Raw genomic sequence first — 19,802 nt, 5'->3', positions numbered from 1 at the left:
CCCCCCCGCCCCGCCCCGCCCGCCCAGCAGTGGCAGTGGCAGTGGCAGTGGCAGTGGCAGTGGCAGTGGCAGTGGCAGCGGCAGGCGCCGCCGATCGGGCATCGTGCACCCCCGCGCCGCGGGCAGAGTGATCGGGGACCGGGTAGCCGGTGATCATCGTGCCCGGCACTCGCCTGGGCAGACGCCGTGTTCATCCCGGCCGAAATCGTTGCACCCCGGCCCGGAAAGCGACCGTGCACTCGCCGGCACCCCGGTCACCCGCACTGCCGCCCGGACCGCCCGCACGCTAGGCGTTCCCGGCTGGTCCTCAGGGGTGTCTCGAGGACGGGCAGGCACCCCTGAGGACCAGCCGGGAACCGGAACGCACGCCGCGGCCGTCATCGTTCACGTCCGCGTCCGGTGGCAACGGCTGCACCGGCACCGGCACCGGCACCGGCACCGGCGCTGGCACTGGCCGGGAATGCGAGCCGATGCGCCTGCACCAGTTTTGATCATGGAGGTGACCGCTGCCCTGAAACGGCGTCCGCCGACTTGCACGGGGCGGACGGTGCCGGCCACCAACACCCAAGCAAGATCAACTTAAGCGAAGTGGCATTGAGCTAGGACCCGCCGGCGGCGCGGCACGGCGCCGCGGCCGGCGGTCCGCTGTGCCGCCTGAAGCTCGCCGCGACGCGCACCGGTTCTCCTGGCAGCTCTGGCAGTCCGCGGTCAAGGGCACGCCGGCCGCCCGTCCGTTCTGGATGTTCGTGGATCGGCATCGGGCCAACCCGGCCCGCTACGACCTGGAGCGGGCCCGCGCCGACTATCCGCATCGCGGTCAGCCGCGGCTGACCGCGACGCGGGTGTTCAACACGCTGCCGCACCGGCCGTTCGGGTTGCCGACCTCGCATCTGGAGGCGCTGCAGCTGGGCGCCGACGCCTCCAGTCATCTGGGCTGGTTGTCGGCGGTGGCGGAGTCAGCTCTGGTGAACCTGTTGTCCCGCGCCCAGCCCAGGGGCCGCCGCCCGCCCGTTCCCGGACAGGTCGAACGGCTTGTTCAGGCCGCCCCGCTGGTGGCCTGCCTGCGCAGCCGCTCGGCCAGCGGCGCCAGTTCCTGGCGGCCGAGCGGTTCGGCGAACTTCACGGCTCGGCCGTGACGGTTGACGATCCGGCACAGCACGCGCCGCCGCCCCAGACCGACGGTGATCAGCGGCCCGGTGGCTCCCTGGATCTCGGTCACGTCCGTCCACCGTGCCACGCGGGCCGCACGGCCCAGCGACGTCGTGACGACGTAACCTCTCTCGTAGAGATAGAAGGCGCGCCGGGTCAGGCTGCCGCTCATGCCCGCCGCGAGCCAGAAGATCAGCGCGATCAGCACCGCGAACAGCGGTATGGTGACCGCCCATACCGGCTTCGAGTCGCCGGCGACGAGAATCACGGTCAGGCCGATCACGTAGCTGCCGAGCAGCGCCAGCCACAGTCCGTAGGCGAACGCGTAGCCCTTGGCGTTGGGGTGACGCATCCGGACGATCAGCACTCCGAGCTGCGCGCCCTCTGCGCCGGTCTGCACCTTCACCGGAGTTGCCGTCATGTTCTCCCCCGAATCCGGTCCCGCCGATCGGGGACACAGCACCAAGAGATCACAGTGCACCTGCGAAGCGCCAGGCCGAGCGACGCCGTCAGAACCACGTTCGCCGGTTCATCAGCGGCGCAGGACCAGCACGCCTTCGTGCGCGGTCAGATACATCGAGGCGCGGTGCACGATCTGCCCGTCGCGGACGGCGGCGAGCATCGTCGCGCTGGTGGCGCACCGGCCGGCAGGTGATCACCACGGCCGGGGGCGTAGGAGGCGGTTACTCGCGGACAGGATCGCGGTTACTGTAAGTGGCGTTCCCACCTGGAAGTGCTGCTTTCCCGGGAGATCGGCGGTGGGCGGACCGCCCCGAGGCCGGTCCGCCCGCCGTGGTCGAGCAACGGTCAGCAGTTGTAGTACCAGCCGTGCGAGACGCCCTTGTCGCTGGACGCGGGCTTGCTCGCGAAGTACGTGCCGGCTTGCAGGCAGATGGTCATCGTGCCGGTCCGGTTGTAGTTGTCGTACACCCGCACGAAGGTCGGGCCGGACAGGATGCCGTGGTTGTACCAGGACGAGTCGTGCTTGAAGACCTTGGCCGAGCGGTTGCTGAACCAGTTGTCACCCCAGTCGTTGTCGTTGCCGGGGGTGCCCCAGACGCCGTTCTGGAAGTTGACGTCGTTGTAGACGCAGAACGACTCGGACGGGCACTGCTGGGGGGCGGCGGCCTGGGCGGGCGACGCGGCGACCGCGATGGTCGCGGCGGCGCCGGCGAAGCTGAGCGCGGCGGCCAGGAGGCGTTTCATCGTTGGTGCTCCTCGGTGGTGTCGGTGTGCACCCGGGTCGGTCCCGGGAATTCAGGAGCCCTCGCCGGCGAGCAGGCGGCGCGCGTACGGCAGCGCGGCCTGTTCCCGGCGGGACAGATCGGTGAGCGGGACACTCAGGTCGGCGAGGACCCGGCGCTGCGCGGCCGGAGTGAGCCGTCGTGCGGTTGCCGACAGTCCGGCCCGCCGGTTGCATCGGGCGGAGGTCACGGCGGCGGCCCGGGATCGCTCGGCCTGCTGATCGGGGGGAAGCGTCGCGCTGGTCTCGGCAACGCGCGCGGTGAGCTCGGCCGGGTCGGCGACGGCCCAGTGCCGCTTCGTCATGCAGGTCCGCCACCGGGCCTGGGCGGCGGTGAAGGCCGGATCGGTGGTGACGCGGGCCTGGACGAGCGGGTTGATGTTGTCCTTGGAGATCCGTGCGCGCACGTAGGCGTCGAGGTCGCCGTAGAGCAGCCGTAGCGCCTCGCTGCGACAACCGGCCCGGCTCTGCCGCACGGTGCCGCTGGGCAGGGTCACCTCCACCGCCGGGCCGGTCGTCGGATCGCCGTACAGGGCGGTGGCGAACGCCTCGTGGCGAGCCGGATCGAGTCCCTCGACGTAGCGGTTGAGGCGGGTCCGAGGCGGGGGCGGCTCCGCGGCCGTGCTCGGGCCGGCCGCCGCGGCGGCGGCACGTTTCTCGTCGTCCTCCGGCCACGCGGAGTCGAGGGACGTCGGGGGCGGGGGAGCGGCCAGCTCGGTCCGCAGCTCCGCGGGATCCAGGGGATAGCCGAAGCCGGCACGTCGCATGCAGCGGCCGATCAGGACCGTTTCGGCAAGCCGCAGGACTGCGGCGTCATCGGCGCCGCGCGCCAACGACCGTACGTCGGCCGGAAGCTCGGCCTGCGGGCTCCCGCAGGCCGCCGCCAGCAGGACGATGAACAGCAACAACCGGGTGGGCGGAACGACCATGCCGACCACGATGGAAGGCCGCAAACCGCCCGGACAAGGCCGTTCTGTCCCCCGAAGACAGATGGAACCCCAGGTCAGACAGATAGCCGGAGTGGTTCCCCGCGGCCTGTTCGCAGAGTGTCGTACCCACGTCGTAACGTGACCGGCATGGACTCGATCTCTCAACTTTCCACTCGGTGCGGGGACTTCGGGATGGTGAGGGTTCGCTGATGACGGTGCCGGCTGGAGAGGTTGTCAAGGTCACCGTCCGTGGGCTGACCACGGACTGCTGGAAGTGTCATCGGCCGACCACCGCGATCGTCGGTATGCACCTCGCCTCCGCTGTCGAGGGTGACCTGGTCACCTGCTCGGACGAGCAGGCTCTCGCGGTCGCGGCGCAGCTGCTGCGCGCCACCGGCAAGGTCGGGCTCGCCCAGCCGATCAAGGCCCGGACCAGCCGGACTACCGGAGGCACGGGGCTGACCAACGGCTGCCAGCACTGTGACGCCCTGCAGGGCAACTTCTTCCTTTATCACCAGGAGCTCATGGAGGTGCTGTCCACCAACGGTGTCGAGGGTCTGGAGCACCTCGCCGACGCCGACCTGCCCACCGAACGGTGGCATCAGCTGCATCGGCGCTGGGCTACCGGCGAACGGTGATCCGGCCCGGGCGTCGTGGTCCGGGTAGGCCGTAGCGGAGCAATATCGGTTCAGCCGGGAGGGCATCGGTGGTCTGCGATGGGGGAGAAGTGGTGACAATGGCGATTTCTCCCGTGTCCTACCTGCGCCGTAGGCTCGCTGCTGATGGGTACACGAGGTGTTGACGGTGCTTACCAGGGAGCGCTGCGGGCGTTTCAGAATCCGATGCTCGCGTTGCTGCATCAGACGCACGCGCCATTCGTGGTGACGGCGTTGGCGATGGTCTTCACCGCCGAACGCCCGACGGTGGCCGTGGCGGACGCGCACGCGGAGATCAACGACGCGCTTGACCAGTTGCGGGCTGCCGGTTACGGCGACGAGGACAGCCAGCCGCTGCCCGCGGGCACCGCGCGTGACCTGTGCCGGCAGTGGGTGCAGGCCGGGTGGTTGGTGCGGCAGGTCTCCGACGACGACGCCGAGGTGTATCGGCTCTCGGCGTACGGCGTCGGTGCACTCGAGGTCGCCGGCCGGGTCGGCGGCGCGCGGACGAGGGTGTCGAAGTCGCGGGTCAGGACGTTGCTGGAGGCGATCGAGCGACTGGCGCAGGACGCCGATCCGGATCTGATGTCGCGGATGGTGCGCCTTCACGAGGAGATCCAGCAGCGGCAGAAGGAGCTGACCCGGCTCGAGAAGGGTGGCGCCGTCGAGACCGTCGACGACGAGCAACTGCTCGAGGCGGCCGAGAACGTGCTGCATCTGGCGCGTGAGCTGCCGGCGGATTTCGCCCGGGTGGCAGAGTCGATCAAAGTCATTCAGCGTGACGTCGTCGCGGAGTTGCGGCACGACGTGCGGCCCACCGGTGAGGTGTTGCGCGAGTACCTCGCACGCGGCCAGCGGATCCTGGACGCGACACCGGAAGGCCGCGCGTTCGCGGGGGCGCTGCGCCTGATCGGCGATCCGGCGCAGATCGACGGTCTGTGGGGTCAGCTGCGTACCGTGCTGCGGCACCGGTTCACCGAGCTGTTGCCGCAGCAGCAGCGGCGCGAGCTCACCGACATCTCGCGGCGGATCGAGCAGGGGGTCAAGGAGGTGCTGGCCGCCCAGCGGCAGGCGTCGCACGTCATCACCAGCCAGGTCCGCAACCACGATCCGATGCGGGACCGCCAAGTGGATGAACTGTTGCGGGACGTGATGTCGGGCCTGCACAAATGGGTTCCCGACTCCCGCCGCGGCGAGGCCGTCGAGCCGCTGCGTCGCCTGCCGGTCGCCGATGTCGGACACCTGCGTCAGCGGATGAGCGACCCGCGGCCACCGCAGCCTCCCGCGCCGCTGCGGGACTGGGACGAGTCCGAGGACCTGACCGCCGCCGACACGCGGGCCTGGGGCGGCCCTCGGTACGCCGAGTTGCGTGCGCACCTGGAAGCGTTCGCGGGCCCGGCGGCGAGAGTGGACGTGGTGGCCGCGTTCCGCGCCGCCGGCGAGGAGATCCAGCGGCCGGTCGACCTGCTCGGCCTGCTGGAGATCACCCACGGCTTCGGGTTGACCGAGACGGCCGAGGTGGTGGTGGTCGACACGGTGCGACCTGATCGGAGCCGGCGACGGTTCGCGCTCGGCAATGTGGTGGCGGCGAATCCGGCGGGCGTGGACGGGAGTGGTGGCGATGAGTGAGCTCGACGGCGCGGGGGTGGTGGACGGGTTCATCGACCCCGTGTCGATGGAGGAGGACCCCGCCGAGCTGTTCGCCGGCGACGCGGGCACGTTGGACGCCGACGTGCGCCGGGTGCTGGTCCAGTTGTTGCGGCGCAAGTTCCTGCTCGCCGAGAAGAACCCGGCGCAGTGGCGCACGTTGCTGGAGAACCAGCAGATCGTCGAATCGCGGATGCACGACCTGTTCGTCCGCCTGGTGGTCGACCACGACCGGGGCGTCGCCTACAAGCAGCAGGTGCGGTCGGTGGAGCTGGACGTGCCGATCCTGCTCAAGGACGACCCCTACAACCGGGCCGAGACGCTGGTCCTGGTGCACCTGCGGACCGTCTTCCAGCGGGAACGCGGTACGGGGGAGACGTCCGCGCGGGTGGACATCGAGGAACTGGAGCAGACCGTGCTGACCTACTTCGACCCGTACGACCACAACCTGGCCCGGCGCCAGCAGGAAGTGCGAAACGCGGTGCAGCGGCTGGTCACCGAAGGTCTGCTGGCTGAGGAGTCCGCGGGCCGGTATCGGATCACCCCGATGGTGGAGGTCGTGATGAGCACGGAGAAGCTCGCCGAGCTGGACCAGTGGCTGCGCGAACAGAACGAGGCCACGGCGTGAGCATGATCGACACATTGTTCGGGCTGATCCCGGCGGCGTCACGAGGCCAGCAGTGGGTGGCGCGGGATCTGCAACTGGTCAACTGGGGCGGCTACGACGGATACCACCACCTGCGGCTCGCGCCGGGCGCGACCCTGCTCAGCGGCGGTTCCGGATCGGGCAAGTCGACGCTGATGGACTCGTACATCGCGCTGCTCATGCCGCACACCACCCCCTTCAACGGCGCGTCCAACGGCGGCGTGGTCGGCCGGCCACGGGGCAAGGACCAAAGAAACATCCTTTCGTACGCGCGCGGCAAACTCGACGAGTCCCGCAGCGACGGTGAGACGAAGTTGCGGGTACTGCGGGGCGACGGCCGCGACACCTGGTCCGCCATCGCGATGACGTGGATGGACCACACCGGTGCGGAGTTCACCGCGCTGCGCGCCTGGTACGTCCCGTCGTCGGCGCGCACCCTGGACGACGTCGTGGTGGTGCGTGCCACCTGCGACCACGGATATCAGCTGCGGGCGCTGGAGGGCCCGGCCAGCGCGAAATTCACCCGTACCGATGTGGTTGCAACGGGTTTGACCTGGAGTGACACCGACCGGGAGTTCACAGCGCGCCTGCACACCACGCTCGGTATCGGCGCCGCAGGCGACGGGCACAAGGCGATCGCGTTGCTGGGCCGGATCCAGGCCGGCCAGCAGATCACCACGGTCGACGCCCTTTACAAGACGATGGTCCTCGAGGAGCCGTCCACGCTGGCCACCGCGGACGCGGTGGTGCAGCAGTTCGACGAGCTGTCCGGCACCCGGACCCGGATGATCACCGCCCGCCAGCAGGTCAAGGCGTTGACCCCGATCCGCGACCACCGGCGCACCATCGACGAAGCGGCGAACCGGTTGCGCTCGATCGACGAGATCGGATCCTTCGCCGATGCGGCGTCGCCTGCCGCGCTGTGGCGTCATCACCGCCGGCTCGACCTGTTGCGCTCGGCGGAGGAGGACCTGGGCCTGCGCCACCGCCGCGCCCAGGACGACCTGGCGGAGACGAACTCCCTGGTCGCCGCGGCCGAGACGCAGCGTGACGGGGTGGCCGACACCATGCGCGCGTCCGGTGGCGACCGCATGGAGACCGCACACCGGGAGATCCGCGTCGTGCAGCAGCGGCTGGGCGACGTCGCACGCGCTCGCGAGCGACTGGACCGGGTGCTGGTCACGATCGGTACCGCCGTCCCGACCGGTGACGACTTCGCCGCGCTGGTCGAGACCGCGCATCGCTCGCTGGCCGATGTCGACGCCCGAAAGACCGCTCAGGGTACGTACGCCCAGGCAGCGGCGGCGAAGAACGAGGCCGAGCGGGAGCTGGACGGGCTGCGCGCCGAGCACAGGGCGGTCAAGGGTCGCCGGGGCAACATCCCGACCGACCTGCACGCGGCTCGCGCAGCGCTGGCCGAGGCCGCCGGGCTCAGCCCCGAGGACCTGCCGTTCGTCGGCGAGCTGATCGAGGTGCGCACGGAGTTCGAGCCGTGGCGTGAGGCGTTCAACCTGGCGCTCGGCGGGTTCGCCACCCGGATGCTGATCGACATCGGCAGGGTGAACGCGTTCCGTGAGGCGATCAACGCGGTGCCGACCGCACGCCGGATCCAGTTCGAGGGTGTACGCACCGGCCAGCGTGACGAGGTCGGACTCGACGGCAAGACGCTCCCCGGCAGGCTCGACTACCGGCCGTCGCCGTTCACCGCCTGGCTCAAGGCCGAACTCGCCCGTCGGTTCGCCTTCGTCTGCGTCGACACGCCCCGGCTGCTGCCGCAGTACACCAAGGCCCTCACGATCACCGGCCAGACGTCGGACGGTGGCCGCGGCGCGCACGGCGGCCACGGCCGGGCCAACGTTCTCGGTTTCACGAACAGCCGGACCCTCGACGAGCTCGACGAGCGGATCAACCTCGCCCGCCGGCGCCTCGACGATGCTGTCGCGAAGGCGTCGGGGGAGGAGGAGAACCTCAACTCGATGGAAGCCAGGCGCACGGCCTACCAGAGCTTGACCGAGTTGTCGTGGGATCAGGTGGATGTCGACGCGGTCCGGGCGGAACGGGACCGCTGGAACGGCGTCATCAACGAGATCCGCGCCGGTAACCCGGAGATCGATCAGCTGCAGCGCCAGCTGGACGACCTCAAGCGGCAGGTCCGGGATCTGACCGAGCGGGTCGGCCGGCAGAAGGACGTCGAGAAGGCGGTCGGGACGTCGTGGTCGTCGCTCGTCGACGAGGTGGATCGCGCCCAATCCGCGCTCGACACGGCCGCCGCGTCAGGCGTCGACCTCAGCCAGGACCATCGGGACTACCTGGAGACCCTGTTCGGCAGCGCCACGGACAGCACCAGCCCGGCGGAGGTGCTCGCGCAGTTCGACGCGGCCGTCAAACGCGCCACCGAGCGGCTCGACACCGAGCGGCGATCCGCGACGGAGTCGATCGGCCGGTCCAGGAAAGCGCTCAACGATACGTTCTCGACCTTCCTCGAGCGCTGGCCGAACCCGAACCTCGGCACCGACCCGGACGCCTCCTACCGCGACTTCGACCAGTTGCTCACCGACCTGGAGACCAGTGGCCTGCACGAGCTGGAGACGGAGTGGCGCGACAGCCTGCTCAACCTGTCCGGCAACGACCTGACCGGCCTGGACAGCGAGCTCGCCGCCGCTGTCCGCGAGATCCGCGACCGGATCGACCCGGTCAACCGCATCCTGGCCGCACTGCCGTTCGCCGACGACAAGCACCGGCTGCGCATCGACCCGCAGGAGAGCCACTCCACCACGCGCGCCCGCTTCCGCAAGGAGCTGCGTGACGTGCGCGCCGTCATCGACAAGGCGGCAACAGAGGACGACCGGGAACGCGCCTATCACCGGATGACCAAGGTGATCGACCGGATCCGCCGCTCCGCGCCGGACTTCGCCGACCTGGTCGACGTCCGCAACCACGTCCGGATCAGTGCCGAAAAGGTCGACCTCGACGGTACGCACGTCGCCGTCTACGACCACATCGGTGAGAAGTCCGGCGGGGAGTCGCAGGAGCTCGTCGCGTTCATCGTCGGCGCCGCACTGCGCTACCAACTGGGCGATGCGGGGGCCGCCCGTCCCCGCTACGCCCCCGTCTTCCTCGACGAGGCGCTGATCAAGGCGGATGCGCATTTCACCGGCCGGGCCATCGGCGCGTGGCGCGGCCTGGGCTTCCAGCTGGTCATCGGCGCCCCGAACGACAAGCACAGCGCGATCGAACCGCACGTCGAGGCGGAGTACGTGATCCTCAAGAACGCACACGGCCGATCCTGGGCGAAGCTCCTGGTCGGTGTTGCGGACGCATGAGCCCCCTGGGCACCCCGCACGACGCCGTCGCGGCGGTCCGCGGGTCATGTTCGTCGATGCCGTGCCGAGATATGACCCATCTGGGATGAATAACATCATTGAGGAGCGGAGGTGATCATATAGATTGAAAATCATTGATGTTTGTGCATCGACTCTCGTGCCCCCCATTCCCCCTGGAACACACACGAGATTCGATGGCCGAGAAAGGAAACCACGTGCGCATTTCTCGACGTCCGCTCTGGGCGGCGTTCCTCACTGCCGGGATCGCGATCCCGGCAGTCGCCGCCGTCGGAGCGAGCGCGGCATCGGCCGCCGGTACCGCGGGTCTCACCACGACCGTCCAGATCGGCGAGGTGACCAGCAGCGCCCTCACCGTGCGTGTCGCGGTGCGGAACACCTCGTCGTCGGCGGTCGACGTGCTCTCCCGGGACCTGCCGCAGGCCCGCGAGACCACCGCGGTCCTCGCCGTGACCAGGGACGGCGTGCCGGTGCCCTACCGCGGCAAGCTGGTGAAGCTCGGGGCTCCGACCGCGGCCGACTACACCCGCATCCCCGCCGGTGGCACCTACGCCGTGACCGTTGACCTGGCGGCCGACTACGACCTGTCCACGCCGGGAACGTTCACCGTCGCGCTGGCGTCGAGCCAGGTGCGGGCGCCTCAGCGCACGCTCCGGGTCGACACCGGTCGCGCCACCGTCCGCACCAGCGCCGGCATCCGCAGCGCCGCCAAGGTGGCCGGCGTCGCGCCCACGACCACGGAGCGGGTGAAGGTCTCCGCCGCCGCCGCGGTCACCATCACCTACCGCAGCTGCACCACGAGCGAGAAGACCGCGCTGAGCCTGGCCGTCACCAACGCCGCGACGTACTCGCAGAAGTCGCAGACCTGGCTGGCGGCGAACCCGTCCGGTGGCGGCGCGTACACCACCTGGTTCGGCACCTACAGCTCGTCGCGGTTCTCCCGGGTGACCTCGGCGTACAGCAAGATCACCACTGAGCTGACCACCAAGGCCCTGACGCTCGACTGCACCAGCAACGAGGACTACTACGCGTACGTCTACCCGGACCAGCCGTACATCATCTACCTCTGCAACGCGTTCTGGACCGCGCCGGCCACGGGTACCGACTCGAAGGCCGGAACGCTGATCCACGAGTCGAGTCACTTCACCGTCAACGGTGGCACCGACGACCACGCGTACGGCCAGACCGCGGCGAAGCAGCTCGCCATCTCGAGCCCGGCCAACGCCGTCGACAACGCCGACAACTACGAGTACTTCGCCGAGAGCCGCTGACCCACGACCGGTTCGCTGTGACGGGCAGTCCGTTCCCACCTTCGTGGCGGGGACGGACTGCCCTGTCGGCGATCACGGTCCGGCCGCGGCGCTGACCGTCACCTGCCGGAAGCGACCACCGCTGGCGGCATTGTTCGTACCCCAAAGGGTTTTGGTAGTGACCTGGAGGTCACCAGCCCACCGGACCGGCGGCGTCGAAGAAGCTGCCGCTGGGGCCGTCGGCGGGCAGCGTGGCGGCACGGACCACGACCTTCGCGCCTTCGGACGGGTGCTGTGTCCCCGTGTTGCCGTTCATGTCGGTGGCGTTGAATCCGGGGCACACCGCGTTCACCTTCACCGGCGTGTCTTTCAGCTCGACGGCGAACCAGCCGGTGAGCGTGCTCACGAGGGTCTTGGACGTGGCGTAGGCGTAGCTCATGCCGAACGGCGCCAGCGGCTGCCCGGGGGCGGTGAGCATGGTGAGCGAGCCCATCGAACTGCTCAGGTTCACGATGCGCCCGGCCTCGGCCTTGCGCACGAGCGGCAGGAACGCCTGGGTGACACGCAGCGTGCCGTAGAAGTTCACGTCCAGCGTCTTCTCGATCGTCTCGATCCCCACGGTGCTGGGCGGGCCCTCCTGGTCCCCGAGGGCGATGGCGGCGTTGTTGATCAGAACGTCCAGGGCGCCGCTCTGCTCGGCGATGTGCTCACTCGCGGCCCGGATGCCGGCGGTGTCGGTCACGTCGAGGCGGACGAAGCGCACGTCGCCGTCGGCGGCCAGCTCCTTCGCCGCCGCTTCGCCCCGGCCCTGGTCACGGCATCCCAGCCAGACGGTGAAGCCCTGCCGGGCGAGCTGGCGGGCGGTCTCGAACCCGATGCCCTTGTTGGCGCCGGTCACGAGCGCGGTCTTGTGCGTGGTGGTCATAAAAACAAGGATCAACCCCTTCGACTGTACGATCCATAACGTGGAATCCGTGATTTCTTACGTATCGTCCAAGGCTGGGCCGCCGCTGGGGTCCAGTGACCCGATCGCCGGCGCCATCGGCCTGCTCCGGCCACGCACCGAGGTCTATCCGGACTTCAGCGCGGCCGGGCCGTGGGCGCTGCGCTTCGACGCGTACGAGTACGTGAGGATCGGGGGCGTCGACCGGGGTGAGTGCTGGCTGGTGTTCGAGGATGGCAGCGAACCCGTGCGCCTGCGCGAGGGCGACCTCTTCCTGCTGGTCAACCCGCCGGCGTACCGGCTGGCAAGCTCACTCACCGCCGAACCGCTACCGGCGCGTGCCCTCGGGGACAGCGCCGCGGCGGACGCGGACTTCGGGCTGTGTGGCGGGCAGTTCTGGTTCGACGAGGCCAACGCCACGCTGCTGATCGACGTGCTCCCGCGGCTCGTGCACGTCAAAGCCGGCGATCGGCGCAACGAGCAGCTCGCCCAGGTGGCCCAGCTGCTCAGCACCGAGGTGAAGAACCGCACCGTCGGCAGCTCCCTGGTGCTGGACCACCTCGTGCAGATCCTCTTCGTGCACGTGCTGCGCGCGCACGTCGACCAGACCGACCACCCGGTCGGCTGGCTGGGTGCCCTGTGCGACGACGGTGTCGGTGCGGCCCTGCGCGCCCTGCACGCCGACGTCTCGCACCGCTGGAGCCTGCCGGAACTGGCCGGCATCGCCCGGATGTCGCGCTCGGCGTTCGCCGCCGCCTTCAAGAAGCAGCTCGGCGCCGCACCCGGGGAGTACCTGATCCAGTGGCGGATGAACCTGGCCCGCGACGCGCTGCGCCGCAACACCCGCTCGATCTCCGACCTCGCCGTCGCCACCGGCTACGAGTCGGAGAGCGCCTTCAGCACGGCCTTCCGGCGCGTGGTCGGCTCCTCACCCAAGCAGTACCGCGACGCCACGGGCGATCGGACGGCCCGGACCTAGCCGCAGGCCGGACTCGACAGTGGACACGTATCTCGGCACGGCGACCGTCACCCGGAGTGCGGGAGGAAGACATCGAGAACTGGTCCCTAGGACGCCAACGGCGCCCCGTACTACACCCAGGCCACCTTCTGACCCCGGCCGGCAACAACGTGTAAGGAGAGGATGCGACATGGCGGAGACGAGCGGCCGGCAGCGTGCCCAGGTCGATGTGCACCTGGTCCTGCGTCGCGGCGACGACATCCTGCTCGGCCAGCGGATCAACACCGGCTGGGGCGACGGCTGCTGGCACCTGCCGTCCGGCCACGGTGAGGACGACGAATCCGCGCTGGCCACCCTGGTCCGGGAAGCGCACGAGGAACTCGGCATCCGCCTCGACGCGTCCAGCGCCCGGCTCGTGCACGTACTGCACCATCTCACCGAATCCGGCCGCCTGGCCTTGTTTTTCGAGGTCAGCGACTGGTCCGGCGAACCGGCCAACGTCGAGCCGCACAAGTGCGCCGGCTGGCAATGGTTCCCGCTCAGCGACCTGCCGACGCCGATGATCCCCTACGCCCGCGTGGCCCTCGGCCACTACAGGCAAGGCCAGGCGTACGCCGAACTCGGCTGGAAGCAGGCCGCTTCATGACGCCCCGCCTGCCGTTACCCGCGCTGAACAAAGGAGATCGTGGATGAGCGTCACCGCCGGCAACTCGACAGCCGCGCGCGAGGCGGTGTGCTGACCGCGACGTGTATCGCGGGCATATCGAGAACCGCATACGCGGTGGCAACGCCGCAGCGGCTTGAGTGGAGTCACGGAGCACGGACCGGCACGGTTCGTGACCCGACCCACGAGAGGACCGTGATGGATTCTGTACGGGGCATCGATCGCCGGCGGCTGTTGCGATGGAGCGGCGTGGCGGCCGCCGGCGCGGTGGTGGCGGGGGCCGCACCGGCGAACGCCGCAGCGGGCACGTCCTACCGCATCCCGCCGGACACCCGGCCCGGCGGCGCCTACGACCGGTACGTGGCGGAGCTGGCCGCCGAGGGCCGGTTCTCCGGCGTCGTGCTGCTGTCCCACCGGGGCCGGACGGTGCTCTCGCGCAGCTACGGCATGGCCGACCGGGAGAACGCGATCCCGAACCGGGAGGACACCGCGTTCACGCTCAGTTCGGCGGGCAAGCCGTTCAACGCGATCGCCGTCCTGCAGCTCGCACAGCAGGGCCTGATCGACCTGCGGCAGCCGATCGGCCGGTACCTCGAGGACTTCGACCAGGACGTCGCCGGCAAGGTGACCATCGACCACCTGCTCTCCGGCACGTCGGGGATGAACACCCCGGACGAGGACGTCCAGCGCGTCTTCCAGAGCCGGGAGGAGGTCCACGCCTACCAGGAGCAGTGGGCCCGGCAGGCGAGGCTGGTCGGCACTCCCGGCCTGCCCAACCCGACCCACGTGGGTGCCGAGACCGCCATCCCCGCGCTGATCGTGGAGGCCGTGAGCGGCCGGCGGTACTGGGACTACGTCGAGGAGCACATCTTCCGGCGCTGCGGCATGACCGGCTCGGGCTTCTTCACCCGGCCGCGGTGGCTCACCGACCCGCGCCTCGCGCACCCGTACATGACGGTGGCCGGCGACCGGCAGGTCGACGCTGTCCGGCACCTCGACCAGGGCAGCTCGCTCGACTACCTGGCGGGACGGAACCCGGGTCGCGCGTTCATCGACGCCATCGGCGACGGCGGTTTCGCCACCGCGCCCGACCTGGTCCGCTTCGCACGCGCCTCGCGCGACGGCACGCTGCTGGACCGCCCGTGGGCCGACGTGCTGCTGGCACCGCGCGTCGCGCTGGGCGGGGCGTCGTTCGGCACGTACGGCCCGTCGGCCGACATCTCCGGCGGCCAGTGGGCGATCCAGCGGGCCGGCGGCAACCCCGGTGTCGGCGCGAACTGGAGCATCTACCCCGACAGCGACTGGGTCGGCGTCATCCTCACCAACGGCGACACGGCACCGTTGCCGGAGATGATCGCGCGGGAGACACAGGCCATCACCGGAGCGGCACCCGGCGGCGACGGCGGTGGTGGCTGAGGCGCTGTTTCCCGGCGCGCCGGCGGCAGGGTCGAGTTGATCCTGCGCTCCGGCCCGCCACGCCCCTTGGCGGCGACGCTCTCCGAGGCAGAACTGGCGAGCGCGGCGAGTGTGCTGCCGGCGGTAGCCGACGCCGTGCGGCGCGGCGAGCTGGGTGTGGCCTTCAGCGGCGCGATCGGCAGGGATCCGTTCCGCAGGTGAACCGGTATCGGCCTCCGGAAGCGTTTTGCCGCCGGGAAGCCGGGAATCCCAGAGCTGACAGCACACGTGAGCGAGGAGGTAGTCATGCCTGCGGGATCGAGCCCGAAGCGGGAACGACAGTACGAGCACATCAAGGACAGTGCCGAGAAGCGCGGCGTGCCGGCCGAGCGGGCCACCGAGATCGCCGCGCGCACGGTGAACAAGGAGCGGGCTCGCGCCGGCGAGTCGCGGACCGCGAGCCGGTCCTCGATCGAGGACGTGTCCTCCGGTCACCGGGGCGGGAAGCGGTCGCACACCGGCGCGCAGGGGCCCACCAAGGCGCAGCTCTACAACGAGGCCAAGAAGCGCAACATCCAGGGCCGGTCGTCGATGAGCAAGGCCGAGCTGGAACACGCCCTCGCGCGCTGACGACACCGTTGCCGACGAAGCCGGCGTGCACCTCATCGACCGGCCCGGCCCGCTCTACGAGCTGCTGGTCACGCATCAACCGACTCGCCATGAGCTGCCGCCACCTCCGGTGTCCGCATACGTGAGCAAGCTCGATCCCTTCGGCCGGAAGTCCACCTCGGCCGTCGGGCGGCCGAAGTGGTATCCCTGCAGCAGCCGGTAGCCGAGGTGGTAGAGCACCTCGGCCTGTTCCGCGGTCTCCACGCCTTCCGCCACCGCCGTCAGGCCCAGGCCCGCACAGATGTGGATCAGCGCCTCGGCGATCACCCGGTGCTCGCCCGCGCCGGTGATGTCGTCGACGAACGACTTGTCGACCTTGAGGATGTCGACCGGTACGGTCCGCAGCAGTCCCAGCGAGGAATGACCGGTGCCGAAGTCGTCCAGTGCGATGCGCACCCCGAGAGCCCGCAGCTCGTGCAGGGCCTCCACCGCCCGGCCGCCCTGGAAGACAGCCGTCTCGGTGACTTCGACGGTCAGGCACGCCGGCGGCAGACCGGTCGCCGCGAGGGTGTCCGCGACCGTCTGCGGGAACCCCGACCGGGCGAGCTGGCGAGCCGACACGTTGACGCTCATCCGATCCGGCGCCGCCGATCCCCACTCGTGACGCCAGCGGACCATCTGCTCGCACGCGGTCCGCAGCACCCACGCGCCGAGCTCCACGACGAGCCCGTTGCGTTCGGCGACCGGGATGAAATAGGCCGGGCTGATCGGGCCGCGTTCGGGATGCTCCCAGCGCACCAGCGCCTCCACCGCGATCACTCGGCCTTCGGGTACGGCGACGATCGGCTGGTAGACGACCCGGAACTGGCCGGCGTCCAACGCGGTGCGGATCTCGGCACCGAGGCGCGCCTGCTCGCCGGCGCGCTCGTCGAGCGCCGGTGACCAGTGCCGGAACGGCTCGCCGGTGTCCTTGGCCGCGTACATGGCGGTCTCCGCCCGGCGCAGCACCTCTGCCGGGCCGGCCGCGCCGGTGCTGTCGCCGATGCCGATGCCGGCCCCGACGAGCAGTTCGTTGCCGCCGGCGTGGATCGGCTCGCGCAGGGTGTCGGCGAGTGCGCCGGCGACCTGTTCGGCGGTGCTGGTGCTGTCGCCGGGCAGCAGCAGCGCGAACTCGTCACCGCCCAGGCGCGCTGTCAGCGCCTCCGCGGGAGCGGCGCCCCGAATCCGGGCAGCCAGGTGGCCGAGGACATCGTCGCCGACCTCGCGGCCCAGTTCGTCGTTGACGTTCTTGAAGCCGGTCAGGCCGAGGAAGATCACCTGCGGCGAACCGTGTGCTGATGCCCGGCTCAGGGCGTTCTCGAAGTGCCGCCGATTGGCCAGGGCGGTCAGGTCGTCGTAGAGGGCCAGGCGTTCCAGCTGGGCGTTCTTGCCGTGAACCTTGCGCACCAGCCCTCTGGTCCGCAGGAACACCAGCACGCACAGGGTGATGCCGACGGTGGCGATGGCGAATCGATCGATCAGATCGGCGCCGGCGGCCGGCACGAACAACATGCCCGGCGCCAGCAGGGAGCACACCGCTGCCAGCACGACCGGGCCCCGGCTGATACCGGTACCGGAGGCCGGTGACGTCGCGGCTTCCGCCTTCATGCTGGGATGCAGGGCGGCGGCGGCCCAGAGGACGTAGGACAGTAACCAGCCCGCGGACAACTCGTAGCCGTCGCTGTCGGAGTGCAGCGACAGTACGGAGAACGCGGCGTCGGCGGCGAACAGCAGCAACGCTGCGGCACCCAGCATCCGGGTGCTCGGCGAGCGTGCGCCGGCCCCGACGAACATCCTGGTCAGCAGCGCCAGCAGCACCACGTCCGCCGCGGGGTAGGCGATGCTGGTGATCTTCTCCAGCAGTGCCGGGGACGTGGTGGCGGCGGTCGGGTGCAGGACGAAGATCCAGAACACCAGGCCCAGGCAGGCAGCGACCATGCCGGCGTCGGTGAGGCTTTCCCCGTCACTGCGGGTGCGGGCACGGACGAACTGCACCAGCCCGAGGATCAGTGGTGGATAGGAGGCGAGGTAGAAGGCATCGGCCAGCGACGGGTACGGCTCCTGGTGCAGAACGAAGACGTAGTACTCCCACACCAGGTCGCCGGCAGCCGAGGCCATCTGCCCGGCGGCGAACAGGTACCACATGGCCGGGCGTCGGGGCCGGTGCCGGCGCACGCCGACAAGGATCATCAGCGCGGAGCAGAGCCCGACGGCGTTGTAGAGCAAGTTCGAGGCGAGACCGTCGCGGGCGAGAAGGTAGAAGGCGGCGGTCGCTACCGTTCCCGCCACACTCCACCAGAACCACAGCCTGTGCCGCACAGCAAGCACATCGGCGGCTGGTCGCCCGGCTTGAGCCCGCCCGCGACCAGAGGGTGTGACCTTCGTCGTCGCTTCCTCGAGAAGGACGACGCAGCGGGACGGTGTGACTCGGGCTCAGGAGTCACGGGGTGGGTCAGGTCAGCAGAATCCGCGCGGTGACGCCCTCGCCGGGCGTGCTGGCCAGGTGCAACGCCCCACCCTGCGCCTCGACGATGCGGCGGCTGATGGCCAGGCCCAGCCCGAGTCCGGGCATCTGGTCCCGGACCGCATCGGCACCCCGGACGAACGGTACGCCGAGCACCGCCAGCTCGCCCTGCGGCAGCCCCGGCCCGTGATCGCGAATGGTGATCACCGGTTGCGGGTGCGGTGCGACCGCGACCTCGACCGGCGTTCCCGGTTCGCCGAAGCAGAGCGCGTTGGTGAGCAGCTGCCCGAGGGCGACCTCGAGCAGCCGCGGGTCGGCGGTCGCCCAGACCGGGCCGGTCGGGACCGCCAGGTGCACCCGGCTATCGCCCAGCGCGGCCACCGCGTCCGACACCACAGCACTCACGTCGATCAGGTGTGGCTGCCCGACCGGCGCGTACGCCTGCTGGTCGACCGCCCGCAGCAGGTTGTCCACGGTGCGGCAGAGCCGGTCGGCGTTGCGGGTGATCGCGTCGATCCGCCGCTCGTAGCCGGGCGCGATCGCGCCGGGTGAGTCGGTGAGCAGTTCCAGGTTGCCGCGGATCGAGGCCAGCGGCGTGCGGATCTCGTGCGAGATCGCCGAGACCACCTCGTCCTGATCCACCGCGGCCGGGAACGGCGTACTGGTGAGCAGATGCCGCAGCCCCGTCTCGGCATCCACCCGGCGGGCGATCCCGGACAGCAGGCGGATGGTCGCCTCGGTGTTGCGGCGCCGCGGGGTGCCGGCGAAGACACAGAGTGCGCCGACGATCTGCCCCTCGTGGTGCAGAGGGGCGGCACCCAGGAAACGGACGTGCTGCGCGCCACGCACCAGCGGGTGGCCGGCGAGCCGGGGGTCCTGGGAGGCATCCGTGACCACCATGGTGTCGTCGGTCGCGGCCACCACGTCGCACAACGACATCGACTGCGGCACGTCCACCACGGTCCGGATGCCCAGGGTCGCGGTGAACTGCGCAGAACCCCCGCCGACCAGCTTGAGGGCGGCCATCGGCGCCTGGCAGGCATCGGCGACGAGTTGGAGGAGCTCGGGCACCTCGGTCAGCGCGGTGCGGTAGCGGTCGGCGGCCAGGCCGCGGGCCTCGGCCGACGCGGCAAGTGCGGAGAGCGCCATGGGTTAAATCCTCTGATGGTTCATCGCCGTACCAGGCCGGGACCCTACTGACCACACTTATCGGCTGTCCGCCGACCGGAATCCGTTCTTCCCGGTTGCCATCGCGGAGCGACTACGGACGTGCGCGTAGATATTCGGCAGTTCGTTTCTAGCAGCCATAAGCGCAGGTGAAACCGCTGAAAATGCACGCCGTTGTCGTTCGTCGCCGACGGTTAACCCATTCATCTGACGTAATGGTGTCCTTTCTTTCGCGCCTGGCGCCCAGGCTCGACCTGCACGGCAGGCGGCCGACCGGCGGATCCGCGAGATGGTCGCCACACCCGCCCGCGGCGTGAGCGCCAGGCCTTGTCGCCTGGCGCCGCCGCTTCGGGTGAGCGGGCCGCAGGGTCAGGGCGGTGATCGCCGGTCGGTCACCGCGTCGGCGGGTGCCGGGTCGGTCCCGGCTGGTCCGGCCGGCCGGTGGCAGGGCGGGTTCGACGGTGGCTCCGGCTCGCCGGTGGGCGGCGCCGGCGGCGCCGGGGGTCCGGGCGGGTCGTTGAAGCTCGCGTCGATGAGGGCATCGAACTCGTCGCGGACCAGGTCGGGGTCACTGGTGACGAGCTCGGTGAACGCCTCGTCGAACCCGTGGTCCCATTCCGGGGACAGCGCGGTCCTGGCCCGCGCCACGAACATGCTGGTCATGCTGCTCATCACCTGCCGTTCTCGAGACCCGGTGGCGGG

General features: G+C 70.2%; 16 protein-coding genes and 1 pseudogene. 10 read left to right on the top strand and 7 right to left on the bottom strand.

Going from position 1 to position 19,802, the window contains the following annotated elements; all coding sequences use genetic code 11:
- Positions 1-647 precede the first annotated feature (647 nt).
- Positions 648-1,136, top strand: coding sequence for a hypothetical protein (locus Apa02nite_RS44650; protein ID WP_203830551.1), 489 nt, complete (start codon positions 648-650; stop codon positions 1,134-1,136).
- On the opposite strand, the gene Apa02nite_RS44645 is transcribed toward Apa02nite_RS44650, so the two are convergent.
- From Apa02nite_RS44645 to Apa02nite_RS44635, 3 genes are all read right to left on the bottom strand, one after another.
- On the bottom strand, positions 1,037-1,555 hold the full coding sequence (locus Apa02nite_RS44645; RefSeq protein ID WP_203830550.1) for a hypothetical protein: 519 nt from the start codon (positions 1,553-1,555) through the stop codon (positions 1,037-1,039). The two genes, Apa02nite_RS44650 and Apa02nite_RS44645, sit on opposite strands and share 100 nt — an antisense overlap.
- A gap of 401 nt (positions 1,556-1,956) precedes the next feature.
- Positions 1,957-2,355, bottom strand: a complete 399-nt coding sequence (locus tag Apa02nite_RS44640) for a peptidase inhibitor family I36 protein (protein WP_203830549.1) — start codon at positions 2,353-2,355, stop codon at positions 1,957-1,959.
- A 51-nt stretch (positions 2,356-2,406) separates the two neighbouring features.
- Positions 2,407-3,321, bottom strand: coding sequence for a hypothetical protein (locus Apa02nite_RS44635; protein WP_203830548.1), 915 nt, complete (start codon positions 3,319-3,321; stop codon positions 2,407-2,409).
- A 209-nt stretch (positions 3,322-3,530) separates the two neighbouring features.
- Here Apa02nite_RS44635 and Apa02nite_RS44630 point away from each other — a divergent pair, with 209 nt between their 5' ends.
- The 5 genes from Apa02nite_RS44630 (at position 3,531) to Apa02nite_RS44610 (ending at position 10,882) form a co-directional block, all read left to right on the top strand.
- Positions 3,531-3,959, top strand: a complete 429-nt coding sequence (locus Apa02nite_RS44630; RefSeq protein WP_203830547.1) for a hypothetical protein — start codon at positions 3,531-3,533, stop codon at positions 3,957-3,959.
- 144 nt (positions 3,960-4,103) lie between these two features.
- Positions 4,104-5,606 (top strand): DUF3375 domain-containing protein, encoded by a 1,503-nt coding sequence (locus tag Apa02nite_RS44625; protein WP_275412904.1) that lies wholly within the window; start codon positions 4,104-4,106, stop codon positions 5,604-5,606.
- Positions 5,599-6,252 carry a DUF4194 domain-containing protein gene (locus Apa02nite_RS44620; RefSeq protein WP_203830546.1) on the top strand — a complete coding sequence of 218 codons (654 nt, stop codon included), beginning with the start codon at positions 5,599-5,601 and terminating at the stop codon, positions 6,250-6,252. The genes Apa02nite_RS44625 and Apa02nite_RS44620 overlap by 8 nt, the downstream gene beginning before the upstream one ends.
- A gap of 2 nt (positions 6,253-6,254) precedes the next feature.
- A complete protein-coding gene (locus tag Apa02nite_RS44615) occupies positions 6,255-9,593 on the top strand; it encodes an ATP-binding protein (protein WP_239165002.1) in 3,339 nt (1,112 codons plus the stop codon).
- A 215-nt stretch (positions 9,594-9,808) separates the two neighbouring features.
- The gene (locus Apa02nite_RS44610) at positions 9,809-10,882 is read left to right on the top strand and encodes a M35 family metalloendopeptidase (protein ID WP_203830544.1); all 1,074 of its coding nucleotides are present in this window, start codon (positions 9,809-9,811) and stop codon (positions 10,880-10,882) included.
- A 169-nt stretch (positions 10,883-11,051) separates the two neighbouring features.
- On the opposite strand, the gene Apa02nite_RS44605 is transcribed toward Apa02nite_RS44610, so the two are convergent.
- Complete coding sequence (locus Apa02nite_RS44605; RefSeq protein ID WP_203830543.1) at positions 11,052-11,786, bottom strand: SDR family oxidoreductase; 735 nt, start codon at positions 11,784-11,786, stop codon at positions 11,052-11,054.
- A gap of 49 nt (positions 11,787-11,835) precedes the next feature.
- Between Apa02nite_RS44605 and Apa02nite_RS44600 the strand changes: the two genes are divergently transcribed.
- The 4 genes from Apa02nite_RS44600 (at position 11,836) to Apa02nite_RS44585 (ending at position 15,451) form a co-directional block, all read left to right on the top strand.
- A complete protein-coding gene (locus tag Apa02nite_RS44600) occupies positions 11,836-12,783 on the top strand; it encodes an AraC family transcriptional regulator (RefSeq protein WP_203830542.1) in 948 nt (315 codons plus the stop codon).
- A 169-nt stretch (positions 12,784-12,952) separates the two neighbouring features.
- On the top strand, positions 12,953-13,408 hold the full coding sequence (locus tag Apa02nite_RS44595; RefSeq protein ID WP_203830541.1) for an NUDIX hydrolase: 456 nt from the start codon (positions 12,953-12,955) through the stop codon (positions 13,406-13,408).
- 216 nt (positions 13,409-13,624) lie between these two features.
- Positions 13,625-14,842 (top strand): serine hydrolase domain-containing protein, encoded by a 1,218-nt coding sequence (locus Apa02nite_RS44590; RefSeq protein WP_203830540.1) that lies wholly within the window; start codon positions 13,625-13,627, stop codon positions 14,840-14,842.
- Positions 14,843-15,127: 285 nt separating this feature from the next.
- Positions 15,128-15,451: a plasmid stabilization protein gene (locus Apa02nite_RS44585; RefSeq protein ID WP_067703756.1), complete on the top strand. Its 324-nt coding sequence runs from the start codon at positions 15,128-15,130 to the stop codon at positions 15,449-15,451.
- Positions 15,452-15,526: 75 nt separating this feature from the next.
- On the opposite strand, the gene Apa02nite_RS44580 is transcribed toward Apa02nite_RS44585, so the two are convergent.
- From Apa02nite_RS44580 to Apa02nite_RS44570, 3 genes and pseudogenes are all read right to left on the bottom strand, one after another.
- Entirely contained in the window at positions 15,527-17,788 is a 2,262-nt protein-coding gene (locus Apa02nite_RS44580; RefSeq protein ID WP_203830539.1) for a putative bifunctional diguanylate cyclase/phosphodiesterase, read from the bottom strand.
- 133 nt (positions 17,789-17,921) lie between these two features.
- Positions 17,922-19,082 carry a GAF domain-containing sensor histidine kinase gene (locus Apa02nite_RS44575; RefSeq protein ID WP_203830538.1) on the bottom strand — a complete coding sequence of 387 codons (1,161 nt, stop codon included), beginning with the start codon at positions 19,080-19,082 and terminating at the stop codon, positions 17,922-17,924.
- Positions 19,083-19,469: 387 nt separating this feature from the next.
- Positions 19,470-19,802: pseudogene (locus tag Apa02nite_RS44570) on the bottom strand (hypothetical protein); the annotation flags it as partial.

The sequence above is a fragment of the Actinoplanes palleronii genome, assembly GCF_016862315.1.
Classification (GTDB): Bacteria; Actinomycetota; Actinomycetes; order Mycobacteriales; family Micromonosporaceae; genus Actinoplanes; species Actinoplanes palleronii.
The sequence above is the reverse complement of the archived record's forward strand: the minus strand, read 5'-3'. Positions and strand labels throughout refer to the sequence as shown.